This window comes from Streptomyces sp. NPDC093018 (assembly GCF_040684035.1).
GTDB lineage: Bacteria > Actinomycetota > Actinomycetes > Streptomycetales > Streptomycetaceae > Streptomyces > Streptomyces murinus.
This window is the reverse complement of the sequence record NZ_JBFBFF010000015.1, coordinates 82757-105117: the sequence shown is the minus strand read 5'-3', so window position 1 is coordinate 105117 and position 22361 is coordinate 82757. Positions and strand designations below refer to the sequence as shown.

19 protein-coding genes are annotated in these 22361 nt (G+C 71.7%); 8 read left to right on the top strand and 11 right to left on the bottom strand.

The features are described 5' to 3' along the window. The first annotated feature begins 8 nt into the window (after nt 1-8). Nucleotides 9-1703: a sodium:solute symporter family protein gene (locus AB0N90_RS28430; protein WP_365201409.1), complete on the top strand. Its 1695-nt coding sequence runs from the start codon at nt 9-11 to the stop codon at nt 1701-1703. A gap of 20 nt (nt 1704-1723) precedes the next feature. Then, nucleotides 1724-2029, top strand: a complete 306-nt coding sequence (locus AB0N90_RS28425) for a hypothetical protein (protein WP_365201407.1) — start codon at nt 1724-1726, stop codon at nt 2027-2029. A gap of 99 nt (nt 2030-2128) precedes the next feature. On the opposite strand, the gene AB0N90_RS28420 is transcribed toward AB0N90_RS28425, so the two are convergent. From AB0N90_RS28420 to AB0N90_RS28405, 4 genes are all read right to left on the bottom strand, one after another. Further along, complete coding sequence (locus tag AB0N90_RS28420; RefSeq protein ID WP_136100891.1) at nt 2129-2803, bottom strand: response regulator transcription factor; 675 nt, start codon at nt 2801-2803, stop codon at nt 2129-2131. Between the two features lie 217 nt (nt 2804-3020). Continuing rightward, nucleotides 3021-4955 (bottom strand): PQQ-binding-like beta-propeller repeat protein, encoded by a 1935-nt coding sequence (locus AB0N90_RS28415; RefSeq protein WP_365201404.1) that lies wholly within the window; start codon nt 4953-4955, stop codon nt 3021-3023. 74 nt (nt 4956-5029) lie between these two features. Then, complete coding sequence (locus AB0N90_RS28410; RefSeq protein ID WP_365201402.1) at nt 5030-7105, bottom strand: PQQ-binding-like beta-propeller repeat protein; 2076 nt, start codon at nt 7103-7105, stop codon at nt 5030-5032. A 271-nt stretch (nt 7106-7376) separates the two neighbouring features. After that, complete coding sequence (locus tag AB0N90_RS28405) at nt 7377-9185, bottom strand: ABC-F family ATP-binding cassette domain-containing protein (protein WP_361673961.1); 1809 nt, start codon at nt 9183-9185, stop codon at nt 7377-7379. A gap of 170 nt (nt 9186-9355) precedes the next feature. On the opposite strand from AB0N90_RS28405, the gene AB0N90_RS28400 reads away from it, so the two are divergent. Beyond that, entirely contained in the window at nt 9356-9961 is a 606-nt protein-coding gene (locus AB0N90_RS28400; RefSeq protein WP_365201399.1) for a Uma2 family endonuclease, read from the top strand. A 6-nt stretch (nt 9962-9967) separates the two neighbouring features. On the opposite strand, the gene AB0N90_RS28395 is transcribed toward AB0N90_RS28400, so the two are convergent. The 6 genes from AB0N90_RS28395 to rsmI all read right to left on the bottom strand — a co-directional run bounded on the left by AB0N90_RS28395 (nt 9968) and on the right by rsmI (nt 15695). Beyond that, entirely contained in the window at nt 9968-10861 is an 894-nt protein-coding gene (locus tag AB0N90_RS28395; protein ID WP_365201397.1) for a 4-(cytidine 5'-diphospho)-2-C-methyl-D-erythritol kinase, read from the bottom strand. Nucleotides 10862-10892: 31 nt separating this feature from the next. Further along, the gene (gene rsmA / locus AB0N90_RS28390; protein ID WP_365201396.1) at nt 10893-11762 is read right to left on the bottom strand and encodes a 16S rRNA (adenine(1518)-N(6)/adenine(1519)-N(6))-dimethyltransferase RsmA; all 870 of its coding nucleotides are present in this window, start codon (nt 11760-11762) and stop codon (nt 10893-10895) included. Between the two features lie 51 nt (nt 11763-11813). Beyond that, on the bottom strand, nt 11814-13001 hold the full coding sequence (locus tag AB0N90_RS28385; protein WP_361673969.1) for a ubiquitin-like domain-containing protein: 1188 nt from the start codon (nt 12999-13001) through the stop codon (nt 11814-11816). A gap of 107 nt (nt 13002-13108) precedes the next feature. After that, the gene (locus AB0N90_RS28380; protein ID WP_361673971.1) at nt 13109-14014 is read right to left on the bottom strand and encodes a TatD family hydrolase; all 906 of its coding nucleotides are present in this window, start codon (nt 14012-14014) and stop codon (nt 13109-13111) included. 81 nt (nt 14015-14095) lie between these two features. Next, nucleotides 14096-14515 (bottom strand): hypothetical protein, encoded by a 420-nt coding sequence (locus AB0N90_RS28375; RefSeq protein WP_365201393.1) that lies wholly within the window; start codon nt 14513-14515, stop codon nt 14096-14098. 331 nt (nt 14516-14846) lie between these two features. Then, nucleotides 14847-15695 (bottom strand): 16S rRNA (cytidine(1402)-2'-O)-methyltransferase, encoded by an 849-nt coding sequence (gene rsmI / locus AB0N90_RS28370; RefSeq protein WP_365201391.1) that lies wholly within the window; start codon nt 15693-15695, stop codon nt 14847-14849. Between the two features lie 105 nt (nt 15696-15800). Here rsmI and AB0N90_RS28365 point away from each other — a divergent pair, with 105 nt between their 5' ends. From AB0N90_RS28365 to AB0N90_RS28350, 4 genes are all read left to right on the top strand, one after another. Further along, nucleotides 15801-17549, top strand: a complete 1749-nt coding sequence (locus AB0N90_RS28365) for a phospholipid carrier-dependent glycosyltransferase (RefSeq protein WP_365201388.1) — start codon at nt 15801-15803, stop codon at nt 17547-17549. Between the two features lie 106 nt (nt 17550-17655). Then, the gene (locus AB0N90_RS28360) at nt 17656-18495 is read left to right on the top strand and encodes a putative adhesin (protein WP_365201385.1); all 840 of its coding nucleotides are present in this window, start codon (nt 17656-17658) and stop codon (nt 18493-18495) included. Between the two features lie 53 nt (nt 18496-18548). Then, entirely contained in the window at nt 18549-18977 is a 429-nt protein-coding gene (locus tag AB0N90_RS28355) for a hypothetical protein (RefSeq protein WP_365201382.1), read from the top strand. Between the two features lie 137 nt (nt 18978-19114). Then, nucleotides 19115-20779, top strand: a complete 1665-nt coding sequence (locus AB0N90_RS28350; protein WP_365201379.1) for a penicillin-binding transpeptidase domain-containing protein — start codon at nt 19115-19117, stop codon at nt 20777-20779. 35 nt (nt 20780-20814) lie between these two features. Here the strand turns inward: AB0N90_RS28350 and AB0N90_RS28345 are convergent, their stop codons facing one another. Then, entirely contained in the window at nt 20815-21153 is a 339-nt protein-coding gene (locus tag AB0N90_RS28345) for an SsgA family sporulation/cell division regulator (protein WP_361673983.1), read from the bottom strand. Nucleotides 21154-21314: 161 nt separating this feature from the next. Between AB0N90_RS28345 and AB0N90_RS28340 the strand changes: the two genes are divergently transcribed. Further along, nucleotides 21315-22361, top strand: coding sequence for an energy-coupling factor ABC transporter permease (locus AB0N90_RS28340; protein WP_365201376.1), 1047 nt, complete (start codon nt 21315-21317; stop codon nt 22359-22361).

Sequence of the window (22361 nt, the reverse complement as noted above, 5' to 3'; positions counted from 1 at the left end):
GAGTTCTTATGCAAACCCCCACATACGCGCACACGTATCTGGCGGCGGCGGGGCTACGGCTCCCGACCAACTGGCTGGACTACACGATCCTGGCGATCTACTTCGTCGTCGTGCTCGGGATCGGTTTCGCCGCTCGCCGCTCGGTCAAGACCAGCCTCGACTTCTTCCTGTCCGGACGCTCGCTGCCCGCCTGGATCACCGGCCTCGCCTTCATCTCGGCGAACCTGGCGGCCACCGAGATTCTCGGCATGGCCGCCAACAGCGCCCAGTACGGCGCCTACACCGTGCACTGGTACTGGATCGGCGCCATCCCCGCCATGGTCTTCCTCGGCCTGGTGATGATGCCCTTCTACTACGGCAGCAAGGTCCGCTCGGTCCCCGAGTTCCTGCTGCTGCGCTTCGACAAGGCAGCCCATCTGCTCAGTTCGATCCTGTTCGCCTTCGCCGCGATCCTGATCGCCGGCGTCAACCTGTACGCCCTCGCGATCGTGGTCGAGGCCCTGCTGGGCTGGCCCCAGTGGGTGGCCATCGTGGTCGCCGGCGCCTTCGTCCTCGCGTACATCACCCTGGGCGGCCTGTCCTCGGCGATCTACAACGAGGTGCTCCAGTTCTTCGTGATCCTGGCCGCGCTCATCCCGATCACCATCCTCGGGCTGCGCAAGGTCGGCGGCTGGGGCGGACTGACCCACAAGCTCGCCGAGACCCACGGGCACAACTTCACCACCGCGTGGGGCGGCACCGGGATCGGCAGCACCAACCCGCTCGGCGCGAACTGGCTGACGATCGTGCTCGGCCTCGGTTTCGTGCTCTCCTTCGGCTACTGGACCACCAACTTCGCCGAGGTCCAGCGCGCCCTGTCCGCGAAGAACCTCTCGGCGGGGCAGCGCACACCGCTGATCGCCGCGTACCCGAAGATCTTCATCGTCTTCCTGGTGATGATCCCGGGCCTGGTCGCGGCCGCGCTCGTGCCGAACATCGGCACCAGCGGCTCCGGCCTCCAGTACAACGACGCCATCCCCTACCTGATGCAGGAGCTGCTGCCCAACGGTGTGCTCGGCATCGCGGTCACCGGTCTGCTCGCCGCGTTCATGGCCGGCATGGCGGCCAACGTGTCGTCCTTCAACACCGTGTTCACCACGGACATCTGGGCGAAGTACGTGGTGCGCGGGCGGGAGGACGCGTACTACGTCCGGTTCGGCCGCTGGATCACCGTGATCGGCGTCTGCGCCTCCGTCGGCACGGCGTTCCTCGCGTCGTCGTTCTCGAACATCATGTCCTACCTCCAGACGCTGTTCTCCTTCTTCAACGTGCCGATGTTCGTCGTCTTCATCATCGGCATGTTCTGGAAGCGGGCGTCGGTCAAGTCCGGCTTCTGGGGCCTGCTCGCGGGCACCGTCACCGCGATGGTCAACTACTTCGTGCTCTACAAGAGGGGCATCATCTCCATCCCCTCCGACCAGGGCGCCAACTTCGTCTCGGCGATCGCCGGGTTCCTCGCCGGCGCGGTCGTGATGGTCCTGGTGACGCTGTTCACCGAGCCGAAGCCCGCGCGGGAGCTCCAGGGCCTGGTCTACGGCACCCGGTCGCCGGGGATGTCCGAGCCGCCGGCCCCCGGTGACGACGCGTGGTACCGCAAGCCGGCGCTGCTGGGCTGGGGTGCGGTCGTGCTGGCCGCTCTCTGCTACATCCCGTTCTCGTTCTGACGCGGGAGGATCGAGGGAACATGTCCGAGAACTCCGAACACCATTACACCGAGGGCGAGATCGCGCGCGAGGTCACCGAGCTGGAGACCAAGTCGGCGACGGCGTCCCGCATCTTCGATCTGCGGCGCATCATCGGCGGACTCTTCGTGGTCTACGGCGTGATCGTCACCATCACCGGCATCACGGACTCGCAGTCCGCGATCGACAAGGCGCAGGGGGTCAACATCAACCTGTGGACCGGGATCGGGATGCTGCTGCTGGGCGTCTTCTTCCTGGTCTGGCTGAAGTTGCGCCCGACGGCTCCGCCGGAGCAGCGGGAGGAGTGACGCCGTCGGGGGTGCGGGCCGTCTGCCGGCCGCGGCCGCGTCGTGGCTGATCGCGCAGTTCCCCGCGCCCCTGGCGGGGAACTGCGGCGGGGCCGGGAGCTAGGCTCCCGGCCCCGCCGCGCGGTCCAGCAGGCCCGTGCGCGCGGCCAGCGCCGCAGCCTCCAGACGTGACCCCACGCCCAGCTTCATCAGCACCCGCTGCACATGGGTGCGGGCCGTGCTCGGGGCTATGTGCATGCCGGAGGCGATGACCCGGGTGTCCTCGCCGTCGGCGACGCGGACGAGGACCTCGACCTCGCGCGGGGTCAGGACGCCCAGCAGGCGCTGGGCCTCGTCATCGGGCTGGGCGGCGGGGTTCAGCAGCTCCTCGAACGCCTCCTGGAGAAGGCCGGGGGCCACCGCCGACTCGCCCGCCCGCGCCTTCAGGATCGCTCGCTCCACGCCCTCGATGCGCTCGTCGTGCCGTACGTACCCCGACGCCCCGGCGGCGAACGCCGCGGCGATCCCCCGCGGGGAGGGCACCGGGCCCAGCACCACGACCGCCACCTGCGGCCGCTCCCGCTTGATCTTGGCCACCGGGTCGAAGGCGCCCGGCTCGGCCGGGGCGGCCGTACCCAGCAGGCACACCTCGGGCGCCCGCGCGATCACCAGATCGGCGGCGCCCGCGGCGGGCGCGGCCGAGGCGAGCACCCGGTGCCCGCGCAGTTTCAGCGCCGATGCCAGTGCCTCCGCGAGCAGGCGATGGTCGTCCACGACCATGAGCCGTACTCCCATTGAGAAACCCCCCAGTCCCGCCCCTGGATGCCCCACTATGGACGCCCACCGGCCCGAAGGACAGAGGGCCCCCCGGCACCCCGCCCCTTTGCATGCCCCCGGAAGCTACACGCTTGTTCGACGCCGCGCTGCCCCTGGACAGCAGAAGTGCCCCGGACCGATGACATCCGGGGCACTGCTGACCAAGTCACCCGTTCGGGTGATTGTGTGGCGGCGGTCAGCCGTCCGTGCCGAAGGCCAGCACCAGATACGACTTGTCGTCGTTCGGGTCCGCCTTGTCGACGAAGACGTCGGACATGTACAGCCGGCCGTTCGCGAAGAGGATCTCCGCGTAGTCCGGCAGCATGCTGCCCTCGGCGCGCCGGACGCTCTCCGTGGAGGGGTTCTCCAGGAGCTTGGTCTCCTTGAAGGTGGAGCCGTCGATGCTGACGATCTGGCCGCCCTTGTCGTACGGCGGCTTCTTGTAGGCGATCAGGTTGTCGCCGTCCATGCGCAGCGGCGACAGCAGATAGCCGTCCCCGGCCTCGGCGCGCTGGCCGGTGGGCTTGCCGGTGGCCAGGTCGAAGGCGACGACCTCGTTGGTGGTGCTGTAGGAGGTGCCGCTGCCGTCGTGCTCCTCGGTCGGCACGAACAGCTTGCCGCCGCCGACGACGACCTCGTGGCAGTCCTCGATCCGGGTGATGCCGTCGCAGCGGCCGCCGTAGGTCTTGCCGGGCGCGGAGATCCGGGCGAGCAGCTTGCCGGTCTTGTTGTCGATGGAGAAGTAGTCCGAGATGCCGCTGCCGTCGCCCGCGCTGTCGCCGACGTCGGCGGCCACCACCAGCGGATCGGTGGAGACGACCGAGGCGTACTCGATGCCCGGGTCCATCTTGTACTCGGAGAGGACCTTGCCCGATGTCGGGTCGATGGTCTGGATGGACAGCTGGGTGTTGTCCGAGTCGCCGCAGCTGCGCACCGCGACCAGCTTGGCGCCGCCGCCGTAGCCCGAGTCGTAGCAGTCCTCGCCCGGCTTCGGCTGCCACAGCGGCTTGCCGGAGTCGATGTCGAAGGCCGCGCCGCCGTTGCTGTCGCCGAGCGCGACGGTGTACTGGGAGACGGTCACGTTCTGGTAATTGACCGGGTAGTCACCGACGTTGACGGTCTTCGTCCACAGCTTCTTGCCCGCGTCGAGGTCGATCGCCGCGATGTCGGAGCAGCCCTGGTACTTCTTGTTCGTCGGCTGGTACGTGATCGCGGTCTTGTCGTCGGCGGTGATGTGCCGGCTGGCCGCGCAGACCGGGCCGGGCAGCTTGACCGTCCACAGCTGGGTGCCCTTGACCGGGTCGTAGCCGACGATCTCGTCCACGCCGGTCTTGGCGTACACCTTGTCGGTCAGCCAGGAGCCGGAGGTGCTCACCGTGTCCTTGACGGAGGGCGAGGGGACCTGGAAGAGGACCTTGGCCGCCGGGTTCGCCGGCACCTTCTCCTTGCCGCCGGTCGAACCGCCGGAACCCTTGTCCTGGCCGCCGCCGTTGCCGCCGCCGGAGGACGCGGTGTCCTGCTTGGTGCCGCCGTCACCGGAGCCCGCGTACCAGATGCCGCCGACGACGATCAGCGCGATCACGACGACCGCCGCGATGACGATGTACAGCGCGGTGTTGTTCCGCCCGCCACCGGCGCCGCCGCCCTGCTGCTGCATCGGCATGGTCGGGGGCTGGCCCGGATAGCCGTAGCCCGGCTGCCCGGACTGCTGCATGGGCTGGGTGGGCATGGCGTACGGGTTCTGCTGCGGCGCCCCGTAGGGGGCGGGGGGTTGCTGGCCGTACGGGTTCGGGGGCGCGGCGGGATAGCCGTAGCCGGCCGGCGGGGCCGGGGGCGTCGGCTGCGGGTAGCCGTAACCGGGGCCCGGCTGCTGGGGGTAGCCGTAGCCGGGCGCCGGCTGCTGCGGGGGGCCGGGCGGCGGGGTCTGCTGGGGCGGGGGCGGGGGCTGCTGGCCCGGGGCGCCCTGCGGGGGCGGCGGGGTCGGGGCGCTCTGCGGGGCCGGCGGGCCCGCGGGGGGCTGCTTGTCCAGCGAGTGCGGCCCGGTGGGCGGGGCCGGCTGCGGCGGGGTCGGCGGGCCGAAACCCCCCTGCTGCGGGGGCTGGTTCGGCGGGGGCGGGGGCGGCTGGGTCATGGCTCGGGTACCTCGGTGACACTCGGAAGGCCGGACGGCGGACGGAACGGGAGAAGGCGGGAAGCGGGCCGGGCTCAGTTGCCGAAGGCCATGATCAGCTTCTCCTTCGACTGGTCGCTGCCGTTCAGCCGGCCGGCCGAGATGATGAAGCGCCCGTCGGCCCAGTCGATGACGCCGTTGTAGAAGGTGTCCTCGATCTGCGCGGTGCCCTGCGGGTTCTGGAGCAGCTTCACCGGGGTGTGGGTGGAGCCGGCGGTCGGGATCGAGACCACCTGGCCGCCCGCGTCGTACGACGGCTGCACATACGCGATGAGCTTGCCGCCCTCGGTCTTCATCGGTGCCATCGGCTCGTCCGCCGGGGACTTGACCCGCCACTTCGCGGTGCCGGTGGAGAGGCTGATCGCGACGATCTCGTTGGCGCTGGAGGTCGCGGACGTGGGCAGGTAGAGCGTGTCGGCGTCGGCCGCGACGCCCTGGCAGCCCTGGAGGTCGCGCTCCAGGATCGCCCAGCCGCAGCTCGGGGAGAACTTCTCGTCCACCTTGACCTGCGAGCGGAACTTGCCGTCCGAGGTGAAGGTGGAGATGTTCCACGTCTTCTTGTCCTCGTTGGTCAGATAGACCACCAGCGGGTTCATCGAGTACACCCGGCTGACCTGCCAGCCCTTCTTGAGGGGCTGGGTCCACTTCACCTTGCCGGTGGCCGGGTCGAGTTCCTGGAGCTCGTCGTGCTCGGTGCTGGTCGAGGCCGCGCAGGACGCCACCTGGACGAGCCGGCCGGCGCCGCCCGCGTACCCGGCGGGGAAGCAGGCGTTGCCGTAGCGCTTCTTGTCGTACAGCTTCTTGCCGCTGTCGATGTCGTAGGCGGTGCCCGACTCGGAGCGGCCCACCATCAACGTGCTGCCCGCCACGCTCAGTTCGACGTTGAGCGCGCTGTCGAACAGCCCGCCGTCGGCGACCTGGGCACTCCAGCCCTTCTTGCCGGTGGCGAGGTCGAGCTGGGTGAGCTGGTTGCACTTGGCGTTGTCGCCCGCGCCGTTCATGTACGCCACGACGACCTTGCCGTCGTCCGACTTCTGCGGGGTGACCGCGCAGATCTTCTGCGGGAAGGCGACGGGTCCCCAGGGGGAGGAGCCGTTGCCGGTGTCGTAGGCGAAGACCTGCTTGTACGCCGCCTTCACCACGGTGTTCCCGGCGACCCACATGCCGGGGGCGTCGGCGCCCGAGCCGGGGGCGTCCGGTGCCGACTTGTACCAGAGCACCTTCGCCTCGCCGGACGCGCGGCCCTTGTTGAGGTCCTCGGGGTCGTCGCCGCCGGTGGCGGACGAGGAGGCCGAGGGGGCGCCGGACGAGGTCGGCGCGCCGCTGCCGCTCTGCTCGGCCACGGGCTTCTTCTTGCCGTCGCCGCCGCTGGTGACGGCGTAGACGGTGCCGGCTATGACGAGCAGCGCGGCCGCCGCGGCGCCCACGATCAGCGCCGTCTTCTTCTTGCTGCCGCCGCCCTGGGGCGGGAAGGGTCCGCCGGGGGCGGTGCCGGGGGCACCGGGGTACGGCGGCTGCGGCGGGAAGCCGTAACCGGGCTGGGGCTGCTGCCCGTAGGGGCCCGGCTGCTGGGACTGCTGCGGGTAGCCGTAGGGGGCGGGGGCTCCGGGGGCGCCGTAGGGGGCGGGGGCCCCGGGGGCCGCGGGGGCTCCGTAAGGACCGGGGGCCGTAGGGGTGCCGTAGGGGCCGGGGGCGCCAGGGGTTCCGGGTGCCGTGGGGGCACCGTAGGGGCCGGGCTGCTGCGGGTAGCCGTAGCCGGGTGCCGGCTGCTGCGGGGGCTGGGGCGGCTGCCCCGGCTGCGGCGGCGGGCCGGGCTGGGCCTGGGGCGCGGGCGGGACCGGGGTCGCGGACGGCTTGGAGAGGACCGTCGGCGGCGGGGCGACCGGGGTCGCGGGCGCGGCGGGCGGCTGGGCCGGGGCGGCGGGAGCCGTCGGCGGCTGGGCCGGGACCGGCGGCTGATTCCCCGGATTCCCCGGACTTCCCGGACTTCCCGGACTTCCCGGACTTCCCGGATTCCCCGAGTCTCTCGGGTCCCGGGGGTCTCTGGGATCTCTCGGGTCCTGCGGTGCTCCGAAGTCGCCGCTGGGCGACTGGTCGGGCGGCTGAGTCATCAGCGCTCTTCCCCCTCGTTCACTGATTTTTAGCCACGCCCTGAGGTTCTTGACGGACCCAAGGTCGTTGTGGAGACAGTTTTCAGACGGCTCTTTCTATCACCCGGTACGGACAGCACAGCGGGCCGGATCCGCCCTGTTCCCAAGGGAGAACCGGCCCGTGATGCCTCCGTTACGCGCCTTCACGCCCCCTTCACGCGGCGCACGCGCGACCCGTCGTGCGCCGGGAAGGGGCCGTTCGCCGCACTGGCTGATTCGCGGCGGCGAAGTGCTACGCGTCCTCCGCCAGTTCCAGCCAGCGCAGCTCCAGCTCCTCGCGCTCGCCGGCCAGCTCCCGCAGCTGGGCGTCCAGTTCGGCCACCTTCGCGAAGTCCGTCGCGTTGTCCGCGATCTGGGCGTGCAGCTTGGTCTCCTTCTCGGAGACCTTGTCCAACTGCCGCTCGATCTTCTGGAGTTCCTTCTTGGCGGCGCGCTGGTCGGCGGCGCTCTTCTCCTGCGTGGCCGGCTTGGGGGCCGCGGCGGCGTTGCGCTCGGCGACGGCCTCCTCCATGCGCAGGCGCCGCTCCAGGTACTCGTCGATGCCGCGCGGCAGCATCCGCAGCGCGCCGTCGCCGAGCAGGGCGAACACCCGGTCCGTGGTGCGCTCCACGAAGAACCGGTCGTGGGAGATGACGATCATCGAGCCGGGCCAGCCGTCGAGGACGTCCTCCAGCTGGGTGAGGGTCTCGATGTCGAGGTCGTTGGTGGGCTCGTCCAGGAAGAGGACGTTGGGCTCGTCCATCAGCAGCCGCAGCAGCTGAAGACGGCGGCGCTCACCGCCGGAGAGGTCGCCGACCGGCGTCCACTGCTTCTCCTTGGTGAACCCGAAGGTCTCGCAGAGCTGGCCCGCGGTCATCTCGCGCCCCTTGCCGAGGTCGACGCGCTCGCGCACCTGCTGCACGGCCTCCAGGACCCGGCAGGCGGGGTCGAGTTCGGCGACCTCCTGGGAGAGGTAGGCGAGCTTGACCGTCCGGCCGACGGCGACCCGGCCGCCGGCCGGCTGCGTCTCGCCCTCGGTGCGGGCGGCCTCGGCCATGGCGCGCAGCAGCGAGGTCTTGCCCGCGCCGTTCACACCGACCAGGCCGATCCGGTCGCCGGGGCCGAGCTGCCAGGTGACGTGCTTGAGCAGCACCTTCGGGCCGGCCTGGACGGTGACGTCCTCCAGGTCGAAGACGGTCTTGCCGAGCCGGGAGGAGGCGAACTTCATCAGCTCGCTGCTGTCGCGGGGCGGCGGCACGTCCGCGATCAGCTCGTTGGCGGCCTCCACCCGGAAGCGGGGCTTGGAGGTACGGGCGGGCGCGCCGCGGCGCAGCCAGGCCAGCTCCTTGCGGATCAGGTTCTGCCGCTTGGCCTCTTCGGTGGCGGCGATGCGCTCGCGTTCGGCACGCGAGAAGACGTAGTCGGAGTAGCCGCCCTCGTACTCGTACACATCACCGCGCTGCACGTCCCACATGCGGGTGCAGACCTGGTCGAGGAACCAGCGGTCGTGGGTCACGCAGACGAGCGCCGAACGGCGGTTCTGGAGGTGCCGGGCGAGCCAGGAGATGCCCTCGACGTCGAGGTGGTTGGTGGGCTCGTCCAGGACGAGCAGGTCCTGCTCCTCGATCAGCAGCTTGGCCAGCGCGATCCGGCGCCGCTCGCCACCGGACAGCGGGCCGATGACCGTGTCGAGCCCCTTGGGGAAGCCCGGCAGGTCCAGGCCGCCGAACAGGCCGGTCAGTACGTCCCTGACCTTGGCGTTGCCCGCCCACTCGTGGTCCGCCATGTCGCCGATCACCTCATGGCGGACGGTGGCGGCGGGGTCGAGCGAGTCGTGCTGGGTGAGCACGCCGAGGCGCAGCCCGCCGGAGTGGGTGACGCGGCCGGTGTCGGCGTCCTCCAGCTTGGCCAGCATCCGGATCAGGGTGGTCTTCCCGTCACCGTTGCGGCCGACGACCCCGATCCTGTCCCCTTCCGACACACCGAGCGAGACGCCGTCCAGCAGGGCACGGGTGCCGTACACCTTGCTGACGTTCTCGACATTGACCAGGTTGACGGCCATTTCACTCCTGCTCGCGGGGCGGTATCGACATGCGGCTCCGCCGCGTGGGTCAGCCTTCTAGCGTAGGGCCTCGGGGGTGGGGGGTGACGCGCGAGGGGATGGTCACTCTTTGTGATGACGTGATCGGGAACGGGCCGCTACCGTAGAGGGCAGGCAGCAGGATCCCGTCCATGGGAGGAACCATGACCGCCGAGTCCGCAGAGCACCGGATCCACTGGCCGGTGCCGCCGCACGACGGCTACACCGTGGATGACCTGTTCACACTGCCGGATCTCCCGCCGCACACCGAGTTGATCGACGGGAGCCTGGTTTTCGTGAGCCCGCAGCGCCATTTCCACTTCGCCATGATCCATTTGCTGGCGAACGGACTGCGCAGCACACTGCCGCCCGATTTCAGGGTGGCGGCTGAGATGACAGTGGTACTGGATCGGCGCAACGCTCCGGAACCGGACGTCTTCGTGGCCCGCGCCGACGCGCTTACCAGCCATGACCAGACACGTTACGAGGCGGCCGACGTCCTGCTCGTCATCGAAGTCGTCTCACCCGACTCCGAGTCCCGCGACCGCGACACCAAGCCGCGCAAGTACGCCGCGGCAGGTATCCCCAACTTCTGGCTGGTCGACATGGCAGGCGAGGACGACCACCCCGTCGTCCAGGTCTACGAACTCGGCAAGGCCACCGGCACGTACGCCCTGACCGGCATCTACCACGACCACGTCAAGATCACCGTCCCCTACGGCATCGACATCGACCTGACCACCTTCGACCGGTACTGACCCCGCTCAGAGAACCGTCGCCCCCGCCACCGGTCCCGCCGCCGTCCGTACCGTGCGGCAGGTGCCGGAGGCGGAGAGTGCTTCGGCGACCTTCTGGGCCGTCTCGGCGTCCCGGGTGAGGAAGGCCGTCGTCGGGCCCGAGCCGGAGACCAGGGAGGCGAGGGCGCCCGCGGCGCGGCCCGCCGCCAGGGTGGCCGCAAGCTGCGGGAACAGGGACAGGGCGGGCGGCTGGAGGTCGTTGGTGACGGCGGCCGCCAGCGCGTCGGCGTCGCCCTTGGCCAGGGCGTCCAGCAAGTCCTGCGAGGCCACCGGCTCCGGGATCTCCCGGCCCTCGGCCAGTCGGTCGAACTCGCGGAAGACCGCCGGCGTGGACAGCCCGCGCTCGGCCATCGCGAACACCCAGTGGAACGTACCGCCGACATCGAGGCTGGTCAGCCGCTCCCCGCGGCCGACGCCCAGCGCGGCACCGCCGACCAGGCTGAACGGCACATCGCTGCCCAACTCGGCGCAGATCGCGAGGAGTTCGGCCCGTGACGCGCCCGTGCCCCACAGCCGGTCGCAGGCGAGCAGCGCGCCCGCGCCGTCCGCGCTGCCGCCCGCCATGCCGCCGGCGACGGGGATGTCCTTGTCGATGTGGAGGTGCACGTTCGGCTCGATGCCGCGGCGCGCGGCGAGCGCGAGGGCGGCGCGGGCGGCGAGGTTGGTGCGGTCCAGGGGGACCTGGGCGGCGTCCGGGCCCGCGCAGGTGACGCGCAGTTCGTCGGCGGGGGTGACCGTGACCTCGTCGTACAGGCCGACGGCGAGGAAGACATTGGCGAGGTCGTGGAACCCGTCGGGGCGGGCGGCGCCCACCGCGAGCTGGACGTTGACCTTGGCGGGGACGCGGACCGTGACGCTCACTGCGCTCCTTGGGCTGTGCGGGCGGCCGGCGTCAGACGCCGGTCTGGGCGTGCTCGGCGATGCGGGCGAACTCCTCGACCGTCAGCGACTCGCCGCGGGCCTGCGGGGAGATCCCGGCGGCGACCAGGGCGGCCTCGGCGGCGGCCGCGGAACCGGCCCACCCGGCGAGCGCGGCCCGCAGGGTCTTGCGGCGCTGCGCGAAGGCCGCGTCCACCACCGCGAAGACCTGCCGCTTCGTGGCCGTCGTCGCGATCGGCTCGGTGCGCCGCACCAGGGAGACGAGCCCGCTGTCGACGTTCGGCGCGGGCCAGAAGACATTGCGGCCGATGGCGCCGGCCCGCTTGACCTCGGCGTACCAGTTGGCCTTCACGGACGGGACGCCGTACACCTTCGAGCCGGGTGCGGCGGCGAGGCGGTCGGCGACCTCGGCCTGCACCATCACCAGGGTGCGCTCGATGCTCGGGAAGGTGGCGAGCATGTGCAGCAGCACGGGGACGGCGACGTTGTACGGCAGGTTCGCGACCAGCGCGGTCGGGGCGGGGCCCGGCAGCTCGGTGACGTCCATCGCGTCGGAGTGGACCAGCGCGAAGCGGTCGGCGCGGGCGGGCATCCGGGCGGCGACGGTCGCGGGGAGGGCGGCGGCGAGAACGTCGTCGATCTCCACGGCGGTGACGCGGTCGGCGACCTCCAGCAGCGCGAGGGTGAGCGAGCCGAGCCCGGGACCGACCTCCACGACGGTGTCGTCGGGGCGGACCTCGGCGGTGCGGACGATACGGCGGACCGTGTTCGCGTCGATCACGAAGTTCTGGCCGCGCTGCTTGGTGGGGCGGACACCGAGCGCGGTCGCGAGCTCGCGGATGTCGGCGGGGCCGAGGAGGGCGTCGGGGGCGGGGCTACTCACGGGACAAGGGTACGGGGCGCCGGTGGGCGCCCCTGACAAGCGCCCCCGGACCTACCCGTGCAGCCGCTCCCCGCAGTGCGGCCAGGGGCTCTCGCCCCGCCGCGCGTACAGCTTCTTCGCCCGGTACGTCTGCTCCGACTCCGAGGCGTCCTGGGGCAGCCCCGTGCCCCCGAGCGTGTGCCAGGTGTGCGCGTCGAACTGATACAGACCCCCGTACGTCCCCGAGGCGTCCACCGCGTGCGGATCGCCGCCGGACTCGCACACCGCGAGCCCGTGCCAGTTCAGCGCGTCGACCCCGGCGGCCGAGCGCGGCGCCGCCTTCGTGCCGACCTTCACCACCTGCCGCCGCGGCCTGCGCACCACTTCCGTGCCCTCCCGGCGCGGCTCCTGGCGCACCCCGTTGACCGTGCGCAGCAGATAGGTGATCCGCCGCAGCCCGGGGCGCCCGGGGCTGGCGACGACCTCGGTGCCCTTGAGCAGCGTGGGGTCGTACGTCCGCTCGGTGTGGAACGGGATCTCCTCCTCGCGGACCTCCCGCCCCCCGGTCACCCGCAGCACGGTGATGGTCTGCCCGTCGCGCGGGAAGCTGTCGGCCGGGACGGAGAGCGTGTCGTCGGCGCCCAGGGTGATCCCGGCCTCCTCGACGGCCTCCCCGGCCGTCGCCGCGTTGGTGCGGATGGTGCGGGCCCGCCCGTCGGCCATGACCGTGACCGCCCGCTCGGTGCGCACATCGAGCGCGAGCCCGGCGCGGCCGATGCTCTGGGAGCGCGAGGCCGACAGATACGCGCCCTCCGCGCGCACCCCCAGCTCCCGCAGCGCCCCGTCCACGGTCCGCGCCGTCGTCCACACCTGGTGCGGCCGGCCGTCCAGGGTGAGCCGCACGGGACGGCCGTGGCGCACCGCGATCGCGTCGCCGCCCGCGAGCGGGGTGTCGGGGCCGGGCGCGACCAGGTCGTGCTCGCCCACCTGGACGCCCTCCTCGGCGAGCAGCGCGTGCACGTCGTCGGCGAAGGTGTGCAGCGCCCGCGGCCGGCCGTCGACATCGAGCCGGATCGCCCGGTCCTGCGCGACGAAGGCGGTGGTGCCGCCGGCCAGGAAGGCCACCACCAGCGCCTGCGGCAGCAGCCGGCGCACCACGGAGTCCGGCCGTTCGGCCGCCCGCGCCCCGCGCCGGCGCGCACGCCGGCCACCGCGCCGCTCCGACGACGCGCAGGTCTCCAACCGCCGTTTACCGCTCACGCCGACACGCTCCACAGGGGCCGAAAGGTCCGGATCGGGGGCAGAACCTAGCGGAGCCTCGGTCACTCTCCAAAGCGACGCGACTACGGAACGCGACGAAAGAGGGGCTACGCCGGGTAGTCGAAGGCGCGGGCCGTGTTGGTGTTCAGGGCCGTCGCCAGCGCGTCTTCGTCGATGCCGCGTACGGCGGCCATGGCGCGCACGGTGACCGGAACGAGGTACGGCGCGTTGGGCCGTCCGCGGTACGGCGCCGGGGTGAGGAAGGGCGCGTCGGTCTCCACGAGGACCAGTTCCAGCGGGGCGACGGCGAGGGCGTCGCGCAGATTCTGGGCGTTCTTGAAGGTGACGTTGCCCGCGAAGGACATGAAGTAGCCCTCGCGGGCGCAGATCTCCGCCATCTCGGCGTCGCCGGAGTAGCAGTGGAAGACGGTGCGCTCGGGGGCGCCCTCCTCCTTGAGCACGCGCAGCACATCGGCGTGCGCCTCGCGGTCGTGGATGACGAGCGCCTTGCCGCGCCGCTTGGCGATCTCGATGTGCGCGCGGAAGGACCGCTCCTGGGCCTCCTTGCCCTCGGGGCCCGTGCGGAAGTAGTCGAGGCCGGTCTCGCCGACGCCCCTGACGTGGGGCAGCGCGGCGAGCCGGTCGATCTCGGCGAGCGCCTCGTCCAGCCCGGCCTGCCCGCCCGGCTCCCTGGCCCCCTTGCGGGACCAGCCGTCGGGATCGCCGTGGACGATGCGCGGGGCCTCATTGGGGTGCAGGGCGACGGCGGCGTGCACGTTCTCGTACGTCCGCGCCGTCTCCGCCGCCCACCGGGAGCCCTCGATGTCGCAGCCGACCTGGACGACCGTGGTGACCCCGACCGAAGCGGCCTTCGCCAGGCCCTCCTCGACGGTGCCGGACTGCATGTCGAGGTGGGTGTGGGAGTCGGCGACGGGCACCCGCAGGGGTGCGGGCGGCGGCGGTGCCGCGTTCTTGTCGCCCGGGGAGCCGTTCTGGCCGGCGTTCGAAGGCATGTCCCGATCCTACGAAAGGGACACGGCCCCGGGCTCCGTCACCCGGGGCCGGTGGGCCCGGCGCCCGAGGCCCGGGGGGGCTCAGCCCGCCTTGCGCTGGAAGGGGTGCAGCAGGTCCGACAGATGCCAGTGGTGCGGCGTCCCGGCCGCGGGCCCCGCGCCCTCACCGGCGACCGGCACCTGCGGCACCTCCACCGGCCCGGCGAGCGGCGCGCCACGCCCGGCGCCCGTGCCCCGTACCGACGACACCTGTCCGGCGCGCATGATCCGCAGCACGTGGCCATCGCAGTTCTGGCAGCTGGGGCTGCGCAGCGGCGACGGCACGACGTGCCCGTCGGCCACGTACCGCACGTACTGCTGCCCGTCGGCGTCCGTGTGGTGCTCTATCTCGTACGACTGCTCCCAGCCGTGCCCGCAGCGCATGCAGGCGAATGAATACGACTCGTGAACAACGGCTGTGGCCGTACCGCGGAGGCCGGTCTGCCCTGCGATCTCACTCATGCCAGCTCCTCGTTTCCGCTGGACGAGCACCCCTGATCGGGGTCCCTTCGACCAGTGGACGCCTTCGCCGACGCGAATGCAGCAGGGCTGTCGAGTGTTGGAGCCGATTTGAGTCTTCCTTGCCGAAAAGCCCCCTCGGACCGCCTGTGCGCTTTGCCAACGGCGACAGCCTTTTGCCGCCCATTGGCCGACGCGCTCATCCGAGAAGATCCCTGCTCAGAGGGGGTGTGACGGACGCCGCGCAAGGGGCGCGGGGAACTGCGCGACCGGCCACGACGCACCCGCACCCCGCACCGCATCGCACCCCCACGGCCCTGTCGGAACTCCGCCCTCACCCAGCGGAGCGCTTCGCGGCCACAACGGCGTCGAACACGACCCTCTTCGGCAACCCCGCCGCCACCGCCACCGCCGCGATCGCCTCCTTGCGCCGTTCCCCGGCCTCCTCGCGCACCCGCACCCGGCGCACCAGTTCCGCCGCGTCCAGCTCCTCCGGGCCGGTCTCGGGCGCGCCCTCGACCACGACCGTGATCTCGCCGCGCACCCCCTCCGCGGCCCAGCTCGCCAGCTCGGCCAGCGGACCCCGGCGCACCTCCTCGTACGTCTTCGTCAGCTCCCGGCAGACCGCGGCCCGCCGCTCGGCGCCGAAGACCTCGGCCATCGCGGCGAGGGTGTCGTCGAGGCGGTGCGGGGCCTCGAAATAGACCAGCGTGCGGCGCTCGCCCTCGACCTCGCGCAGCCGGGAGAGCCGTTCGCCCGCCTTGCGCGGCAGGAAGCCCTCGAAGCAGAACCGGTCCACGGGCAGCCCGGACAGGGCGAGCGCGGTGAGCACGGCGGACGGCCCCGGTACGGCGGTGACCCGGATGTCCTTCTCGACGGCCGCCGCGACCAGCCGGTACCCCGGGTCGGACACCGACGGCATGCCGGCGTCCGTGACGAGCAGCACCCGCGCCCCGCCGACCAGCTCCTCGACCAGTTCGGGGGTGCGCGCCGACTCGTTGCCCTCGAAGTACGACAGCACCCGGCCGCCCGGTGTGACGCCGAGCGCCTGGGTGAGCCGGCGCAGCCGCCGGGTGTCCTCGGCGGCGATGACGTCCGCGGTCTCCAGCTCCTTCACCAGCCGGGGCGGCGCGTCCGCGATGTCGCCGATGGGGGTACCTGCGAGGACAAGGGTTCCAGTCACACCCCCATCCTCGCAGGGGTCCGCGAGCCGGAGGAAAACGACCGCTTCGCGGCCCGCGCCGCGCATGCACGGGACTCGCACAGCACCGTTCCCTACGATGGCGCGGTGACCAGTACCGCGTCCTCCATGGATCTGAGGCAGGGCCAGGCGCCGCACGACCGGCGGCCGCCGTGGCAGCAGCGGCTGCGCCGGTTCGGGTACGCGCCGGCGAAGGACACGCCCGAGGGCGACGTCCGGGACCGGCTGGTGCCGCCGTACCCGCAGCCCGGTCCCCGGCTGTGGCGGGCGCTCGGCGCCCCGCCCGTGCTGGCCGACCGGATCAACCGCTGGTCGGGCTGGGTGGGGCCGCTGCTGGTGACGCTGGTCGCGGGCCTGCTGCGGTTCTGGAACCTGGGCAGCCCGCGGGCGGTGATATTCGACGAGACGTACTACGCCAAGGACGCGTGGGCGCTGGTCCACCGCGGCTTCGAGGTCAACTGGGACAAGAACGCCAACGACCTGGTCCTCCAGACGCACGGGCATCTCGCGATCCCGGCGGACGCGGCGTACGTGGTGCATCCGCCGGTCGGGAAGTACGTGATCGGGCTCGGCGAGCTGATGTTCGGGTTCAACCCGTTCGGCTGGCGGTTCATGACCGCGCTGCTCGGCACGCTGAGCGTGCTGATGATCTGCCGGATCGGGCGCCGGATGTTCCGCTCGACGTTCCTGGGCTGTCTGGCGGGCGCCCTGCTCGCGGTGGACGGGCTGCACTTCGTGATGAGCCGCACCTCGCTGCTCGACGGTGTGCTGATGTTCTTCGTGGTGGCCGCGTTCGGCTGCCTGCTCATCGACCGGGACCGGTCACGGGCGAGACTGGCCGCAGCCCTGCCCGTCGGCCCTGACGGCCTGGTCCGCCCGAACGCGCAGGTCGCGGACTCCGTCCGGCTCGGGTGGCGCCCCTGGCGCTGGGCGGCCGGGCTGATGCTGGGCCTGGCCATCGGCACCAAGTGGAACGGCCTGTACATCCTGATCGCGTTCTGTGTGATGGCGGTGCTGTGGGACGTCGGCGCGCGCAGGGTGGCCGGCGCCCGCTACCCGCGCCTCGCGGTCCTGAAGCACGACCTCGGCATCACCTTCCTGGCGACGGTCCCGGTGGCCGTCGCCGTCTACCTGCTGTCCTGGCTGGGCTGGATCCTCTCGCCCACGGACGGCAGCGGCGGTTACTTCCGCAACTGGGCGATCACCGACGGCCGGGGCGGCGCCTGGTCCTTCCTGCCGGACTGGCTGCGCAGCCTGTGGCACTACGAGCACGAGGTGTACGAGTTCCATCTGCACCTGGACTCCCCGCACACCTACCAGTCCAACCCGTGGAGCTGGCTGGTGCTGGGCCGCCCGGTCTCGTACTTCTACGAGTCCCCCTCCCCCGGCACCGACGGCTGCCCGGCGGACGCGGGCCAGAAGTGCGCCCGCGAGGTGCTGGCCCTCGGCACCCCGCTGCTGTGGTGGGCGGCCTGCTTCGCGATCGTGTACATCCTGTGGCGCTGGGCGTTCCGCCGCGACTGGCGGGCCGGCGCCATCGCCTGCGCGATCGCGGCCGGCTATCTGCCCTGGTTCCTGTACCAGGAGCGGACGATCTTCTTCTTCTACGCGGTCGTCTTCGTGCCGTTCCTGTGCCTGGCCGTGGCCATGATGATCGGCGCGATCATCGGCCCACCGGGCTCCAGCGACACCCGCCGCGTGATCGGCGCCACCTCGGCGGGCGTCCTGGTCCTGCTGATCGCCTGGAACTTCATCTACTTCTGGCCCCTGTTCACCGGCACGGCGATCCCGATCGACAGCTGGCGGGCGAGGATGTGGCTGGATACCTGGGTGTAGCCCCGACGGATCCGCGGGGAGGCACCGTGTCGTGCGCTTTCAGGCAGCGACGGTGCCCGCCGGTGCCTGGTGTCGCCGTGCGGGGAGCCGGTACCAAGGAGTGGCCATGCCTCGCACCGGAGGAGGGATGATGCACGCTCAGGACCACGCCAGACAGACCGGTACCGGGACGTCCCGCGCCGCGGCCCGCAGACCGGCGGGCGCCGACACGCCGCTGCTCGCCCTCCAGCGCTCCCACGGGAACGCGGCGGTCGTACGGATGCTGGGCGCCGCGGGGAAAGACGCGCCGTACGTGCAGCGCGCGGTCGAGCAGAACCGGCCCTTGATCGCCCACCAGGACCCGGACGACGACTGGACGGCCGACGACGCCGCACCGGCACGCGCGGACGGGCTCGTGCTCAGCGGTCACGGCGCCTGGCACGCCCAGAACGACTACTTCCGGGTGCCCGCGGGCACCCGGGTGCACTTCTACACCCAGCACGGCATGGTGCTCCCCGACGATCTGGGCGGGGACGTGGAGGCCGGCCGGGAGCGGCGCGGCAACGTGGAGCAGGGCCGGCACCGGGGCGCCTCGCGCACCGTGGTGGGCGGGCGGAGCCTCCAGAACTACACGATCTCCTATCCCAGCGGGCTCACCATCCAGGGCGATCCCGCGATCGCCACCCCGGTGGCCGGCGGCTACGACGTGGAGCTCCGTCCCGGGACGCAGAACGCCGCCGTCATTCGCGTCGTCTCGCTGACCGATCCACAACTGGCGGGCCATTCCATCGTGTTCGACGGAGATGTGCGGCTCAGCGACATCCTGACCCGGGGCATGGGCGATGTGCACTTCGCCGCCTGCCGCTTCGTGGAGACCAACCGGCCCGGCACCCGCAACCAGGGCCGGCCCCAGGGCCACAACCACCCGGGCGACCCGGGCGAGGACGGCGGCCTCTACAACCCCTGATGCGGCTCCCGAGCGGTGCACGCACTCGCGGGCGGCCATTTATGATCATGGGCATGTCCGAACTGCGTGAGCGTGCCGTGCGTAATCAGCTGGCGGCCGGGGAGCAGCTCCTGGCGTACGCCTCCGTCGTGCCCGCGGCCGGCGCCAAGGGCGTCAGTGTGAACCTCGGTGGTGTGCTCGCGAACGATCTGATGAGCCAGGTCGGCGCGCAGGGCGGGATGGCGGGCGGCATCGCGTCGCAGTGTCCGCGGACGTCCGGGGCGCTGCTGCTGCGCGTCACCGACCAGCGGGTGGGGCTGGTGAAGCCGTTGGACGGCACGCCGGTGTGGGAGGTGCCCAGGGCGTGGGTGGCGCGGGTCGAACGGCGGCCCCGGCTCCAGCTGATGGCGCGTTTCCGGGTGCACTACGCCGACGGTTCCTGGCTCGCCTTTCTCACCATGCGCCGCCGAAACATCGAGCAGTTCCGCACTCTCCTGGGCTGAGTTTCCGGTCCGATTGTCGCAACCGTGCTACGGAATGACCGGGGACGTCACCCACCCCGGTCGGGACTTTAGGGTGAGTGCCGTCGTTGGGGAGTCGAGGGGCGGGGGACCCTGGGAAGCGCGGAGGAACAGAGGCTGTGGGGAAGAGAAGACGGGCCGCCGAACGGCGCACCGCGCCGCCCGGCGTGATAGGCGGAGTCATCGCCCTGGTCGCCTGCGGCGCCGGACTCACCGCCTACGCGCTGTACGACGGTGGTTCGGCGGCCGGTGAGACGAGCGCCACCGCGCACCACAAGCAGGTCAAGACCGGCCCCCTCAGCGCGGCCGAGGTGCACACCGCCGCCACCGCCTTCCTCACCTCCTGGCAGCAGGGCCGGATCGCCGACGCGGCGGCCGCCACCGACAACGCCCCGGCCGCCACCGCCCTGCTCACCGGCTACGGCAAGGACGCCCACCTCACGGGCGTCACACTCACCCCGGGCACCGCCAAGGGCGCCGAGGTGCCCTTCTCCGTCAAGGCGACGCTGGCGTACAAGGGCGTCTCCAGGCCGCTGGCGTACGGCAGTTCGCTCACCGTGGTACGGCGGGCGAGCGACGGCAAGCCGCTGGTGGGCTGGCACTCCGCGGTCGTCCAGCCGGATCTGCGGGACGGCGACACGCTGGTCACCGGTCACGCCGGCACCCCGCCCGTCAAGGCACTGGACCGCGACGGCGGCGAGCTGACGGCCACCAAGTACCCGTCGCTCGGCACCGTGCTGGACGGGCTGCGCGAGAAGTACGGCAAGAAGGCGGGCGGCACGGCGGGCGTGGAGCTGCGTGTGGTGCGCGGCAAGGCGTCGCAGAAGGCGAAGCTGTCCGACAAGACGCTGGTGACGCTGAGCCAGGGCACTCCGGGCACCGTGAAGACGACCCTGAGCCCGGCCCTCCAGGCGGAGGCCGAGGCGCAGGTCGGCAAGCGGAAGCACGCCTCCGTGGTCGTCCTGCGGCCCTCCACCGGCGAGATCCTCGCGGTCGCCAACAGCGAGCACGGCTTCAACGTCGGCTTCCAGGGCTCGCTGGCGCCGGGCTCCACGATGAAGATCGTGACCTCGACCATGCTGTTCGAGAAGAAGCTCATCACCCCGGACGCCTCGCACCCCTGCCCCAAGACGTACAAGCTCGCGGGCTGGACGTTCCACAACGACGACGACTCCGAGATCAAGAAGGGCACCTTCAAGACCGCCTTCGGTGCCTCCTGCAACAACGCCTTCATCAACTTCGCGCCCAAGCTCTCCGACAGCGATCTGACCGAGGAGGCCCAGCAGGTCTACGGCCTCGGCATGGACAACTGGGCCATCGGCGTGCCCACCTTCGACGGCTCCGTCCCGGTGCAGAGCGGCGCGCAGATGGGCGCCTCGCTGATCGGGCAGGGCGGGGTGCGCATGAACCCGCTGAACATGGCCTCCGTCGCGGCCACCGTGCAGTCGGGCCGCTTCCGCCAGCCGTACCTGGTCTCCCCCGATGTGGACCACCGCACCCTGGCGACGGCCGCGCGCACCATGTCCGCGAAGACGCGGTCCCAGCTCAAGGAGGTCATGAAGTTCACGGCCGACTACGGCACCGCCGCCAAGGCGATGGCCGGCCTCGGCCCGGACTACGGCGCGAAGACCGGCTCGGCCGAGGTCGACGGGCAGAAGAAGCCGAACGGCTGGTTCACCGCCTACCGGGGCGACCTGGTGGCCGCGGGCGTGGTGCAGGCCGGTGGGCACGGCGGTGACACGGCGGGCCCGATCGTGGCGGACCTGCTCAAGAAGGGCGGCTGACGGCGGGCGGCTGACGGCGCAGCCGGCCGGACCGGTCAGTTGTGCACGGGCACGGCCGTGTAGGTCCGGCGCAGGAAGCGGATCAGCGCCTTGGAGTCGAACTGGAGCACATCGACCCCGTGGTCGGAGTGGAACTCCACGACCGCCTGGACCCGGCCGCACGGCCACACCCGTACGGAGCCGCTCTCGGCCGGTGCCCGCAGCCCGCGCTCCAGCAGGGAGCGGGAGAAGGTCCACTCATGGGCGCCGGGGAGATCGATCCGGACCGAGCGCGGATCGTCCTCGGGGTCGTACCGCAGTCGTACCGGGACGGCTCCCGGGTCCTCTGCGTCCGTGACGACATGGGCGCGCGCGTACTGCTCGATCACAGACATGGGAACGCCCTTTCACCCTGAGTGACCCCTACGAAAGCCACTTCATCCGCTTTCAACCGTTTCCTCTCCAATGTCGCACATTTCGCCCGAGTCGCCCCCGGAGCAGGAGGCGAGTACCCAGTACTTGCAAAGGGTTCGCAACAAGCGTCTAAAATCAAACGGTGCATGTACCTGACGGATTCATCGACGCCCCCACCTCCGCCGTCACCGGGGTGATCGCCGCCGGCGCCCTCGCGGTGAGCCTGCGCGGTGCCCGACGGGAACTGGACGAGAAGACCGCACCGCTGGCAGGTCTCGTGGCCGCCTTCATATTCGCCGTGCAGATGCTGAACTTCCCCGTCGCGGCCGGCACCAGCGGCCATCTGCTGGGCGGGGCGCTGGCCGCGATACTCGTCGGCCCGTACACCGGTGTGCTCTGTGTGTCCGTGGTGCTGCTGATGCAGGGCGTGCTGTTCGCGGACGGCGGCCTGACCGCGCTCGGCGTCAACATCACGGACATGGCGCTGGTCACCACCGTGGTGTCGTACGCCGTCTTCCGCGGCCTGCTCGCCGTGCTGCCCCGGGGGCGCCGCTCGGTGACCGTGGCCTCCTTCGTCGCCGCGCTCGTCTCCGTGCCGGCCGCGGCCTGCGCCTTCACCCTGATCTACGCGATCGGCGGCACCACCGACGTCTCGATCGGCAAGGTCGCCACCGCCATGATCGGCGTCCATGTGCTGATCGGCATCGGCGAGGCGGTCATCACCGCGCTGACGGTCGGCGCCGTGATCGCCGTACGCCCGGACCTGGTGCACGGCGCGCGCGGGCTGCGGCAGCGGCTCCGGCTGCGGGTGGACGGCGAGCTGGTCGACGCGCCCGCCGCACCCGTCTCCCCCGCGGCGGTGCCCGCCTCGCGGCGCAAGGTGTGGGTGACCGGTCTCGTCGCCTCCCTCGTGCTCGCGGGATTCGTCAGCTTCTACGCCTCCGCGAGCCCCGACGGCCTGGAGAAGGTCGCGCACGACAAGGGGATCGACACCCGGGCCAAGGAGCACGCCTCGGCCGGTTCCCCGCTCGCCGACTACGGCGTCAAGGACGTCTCCGACGCGCGGCTGTCCGGCGGGCTCGCGGGCGTGATCGGGGTCGGGGTCACGGTGGTCGCGGGCAGCGCGGTGTTCTGGGCGGTGCGCAGGCGCCGCGGCACCGATGTCTCGCCCGTGAGCCACGGTCTCTGA

Bases quoted from the DNA above. Each gene is read 5' to 3' on its own strand.
- AB0N90_RS28430 (WP_365201409.1), top strand. From the start codon at position 9: ATGCAAACCCCCACATACGCGCACACGTATCTGGCGGCGGCGGGGCTA.
- AB0N90_RS28425 (WP_365201407.1), top strand. From the start codon at position 1,724: ATGTCCGAGAACTCCGAACACCATTACACCGAGGGCGAGATCGCGCGC.
- AB0N90_RS28420 (WP_136100891.1), bottom strand. From the start codon at position 2,803: ATGGGAGTACGGCTCATGGTCGTGGACGACCATCGCCTGCTCGCGGAG.
- AB0N90_RS28415 (WP_365201404.1), bottom strand. From the start codon at position 4,955: ATGACCCAGCCGCCCCCGCCCCCGCCGAACCAGCCCCCGCAGCAGGGG.
- AB0N90_RS28410 (WP_365201402.1), bottom strand. From the start codon at position 7,105: ATGACTCAGCCGCCCGACCAGTCGCCCAGCGGCGACTTCGGAGCACCG.
- AB0N90_RS28405 (WP_361673961.1), bottom strand. From the start codon at position 9,185: ATGGCCGTCAACCTGGTCAATGTCGAGAACGTCAGCAAGGTGTACGGC.
- AB0N90_RS28400 (WP_365201399.1), top strand. From the start codon at position 9,356: ATGGGAGGAACCATGACCGCCGAGTCCGCAGAGCACCGGATCCACTGG.
- AB0N90_RS28380 (WP_361673971.1), bottom strand. From the start codon at position 14,014: ATGCCTTCGAACGCCGGCCAGAACGGCTCCCCGGGCGACAAGAACGCG.
- AB0N90_RS28375 (WP_365201393.1), bottom strand. From the start codon at position 14,515: ATGAGTGAGATCGCAGGGCAGACCGGCCTCCGCGGTACGGCCACAGCC.
- AB0N90_RS28360 (WP_365201385.1), top strand. From the start codon at position 17,656: ATGCCTCGCACCGGAGGAGGGATGATGCACGCTCAGGACCACGCCAGA.
- AB0N90_RS28355 (WP_365201382.1), top strand. From the start codon at position 18,549: ATGTCCGAACTGCGTGAGCGTGCCGTGCGTAATCAGCTGGCGGCCGGG.
- AB0N90_RS28345 (WP_361673983.1), bottom strand. From the start codon at position 21,153: ATGTCTGTGATCGAGCAGTACGCGCGCGCCCATGTCGTCACGGACGCA.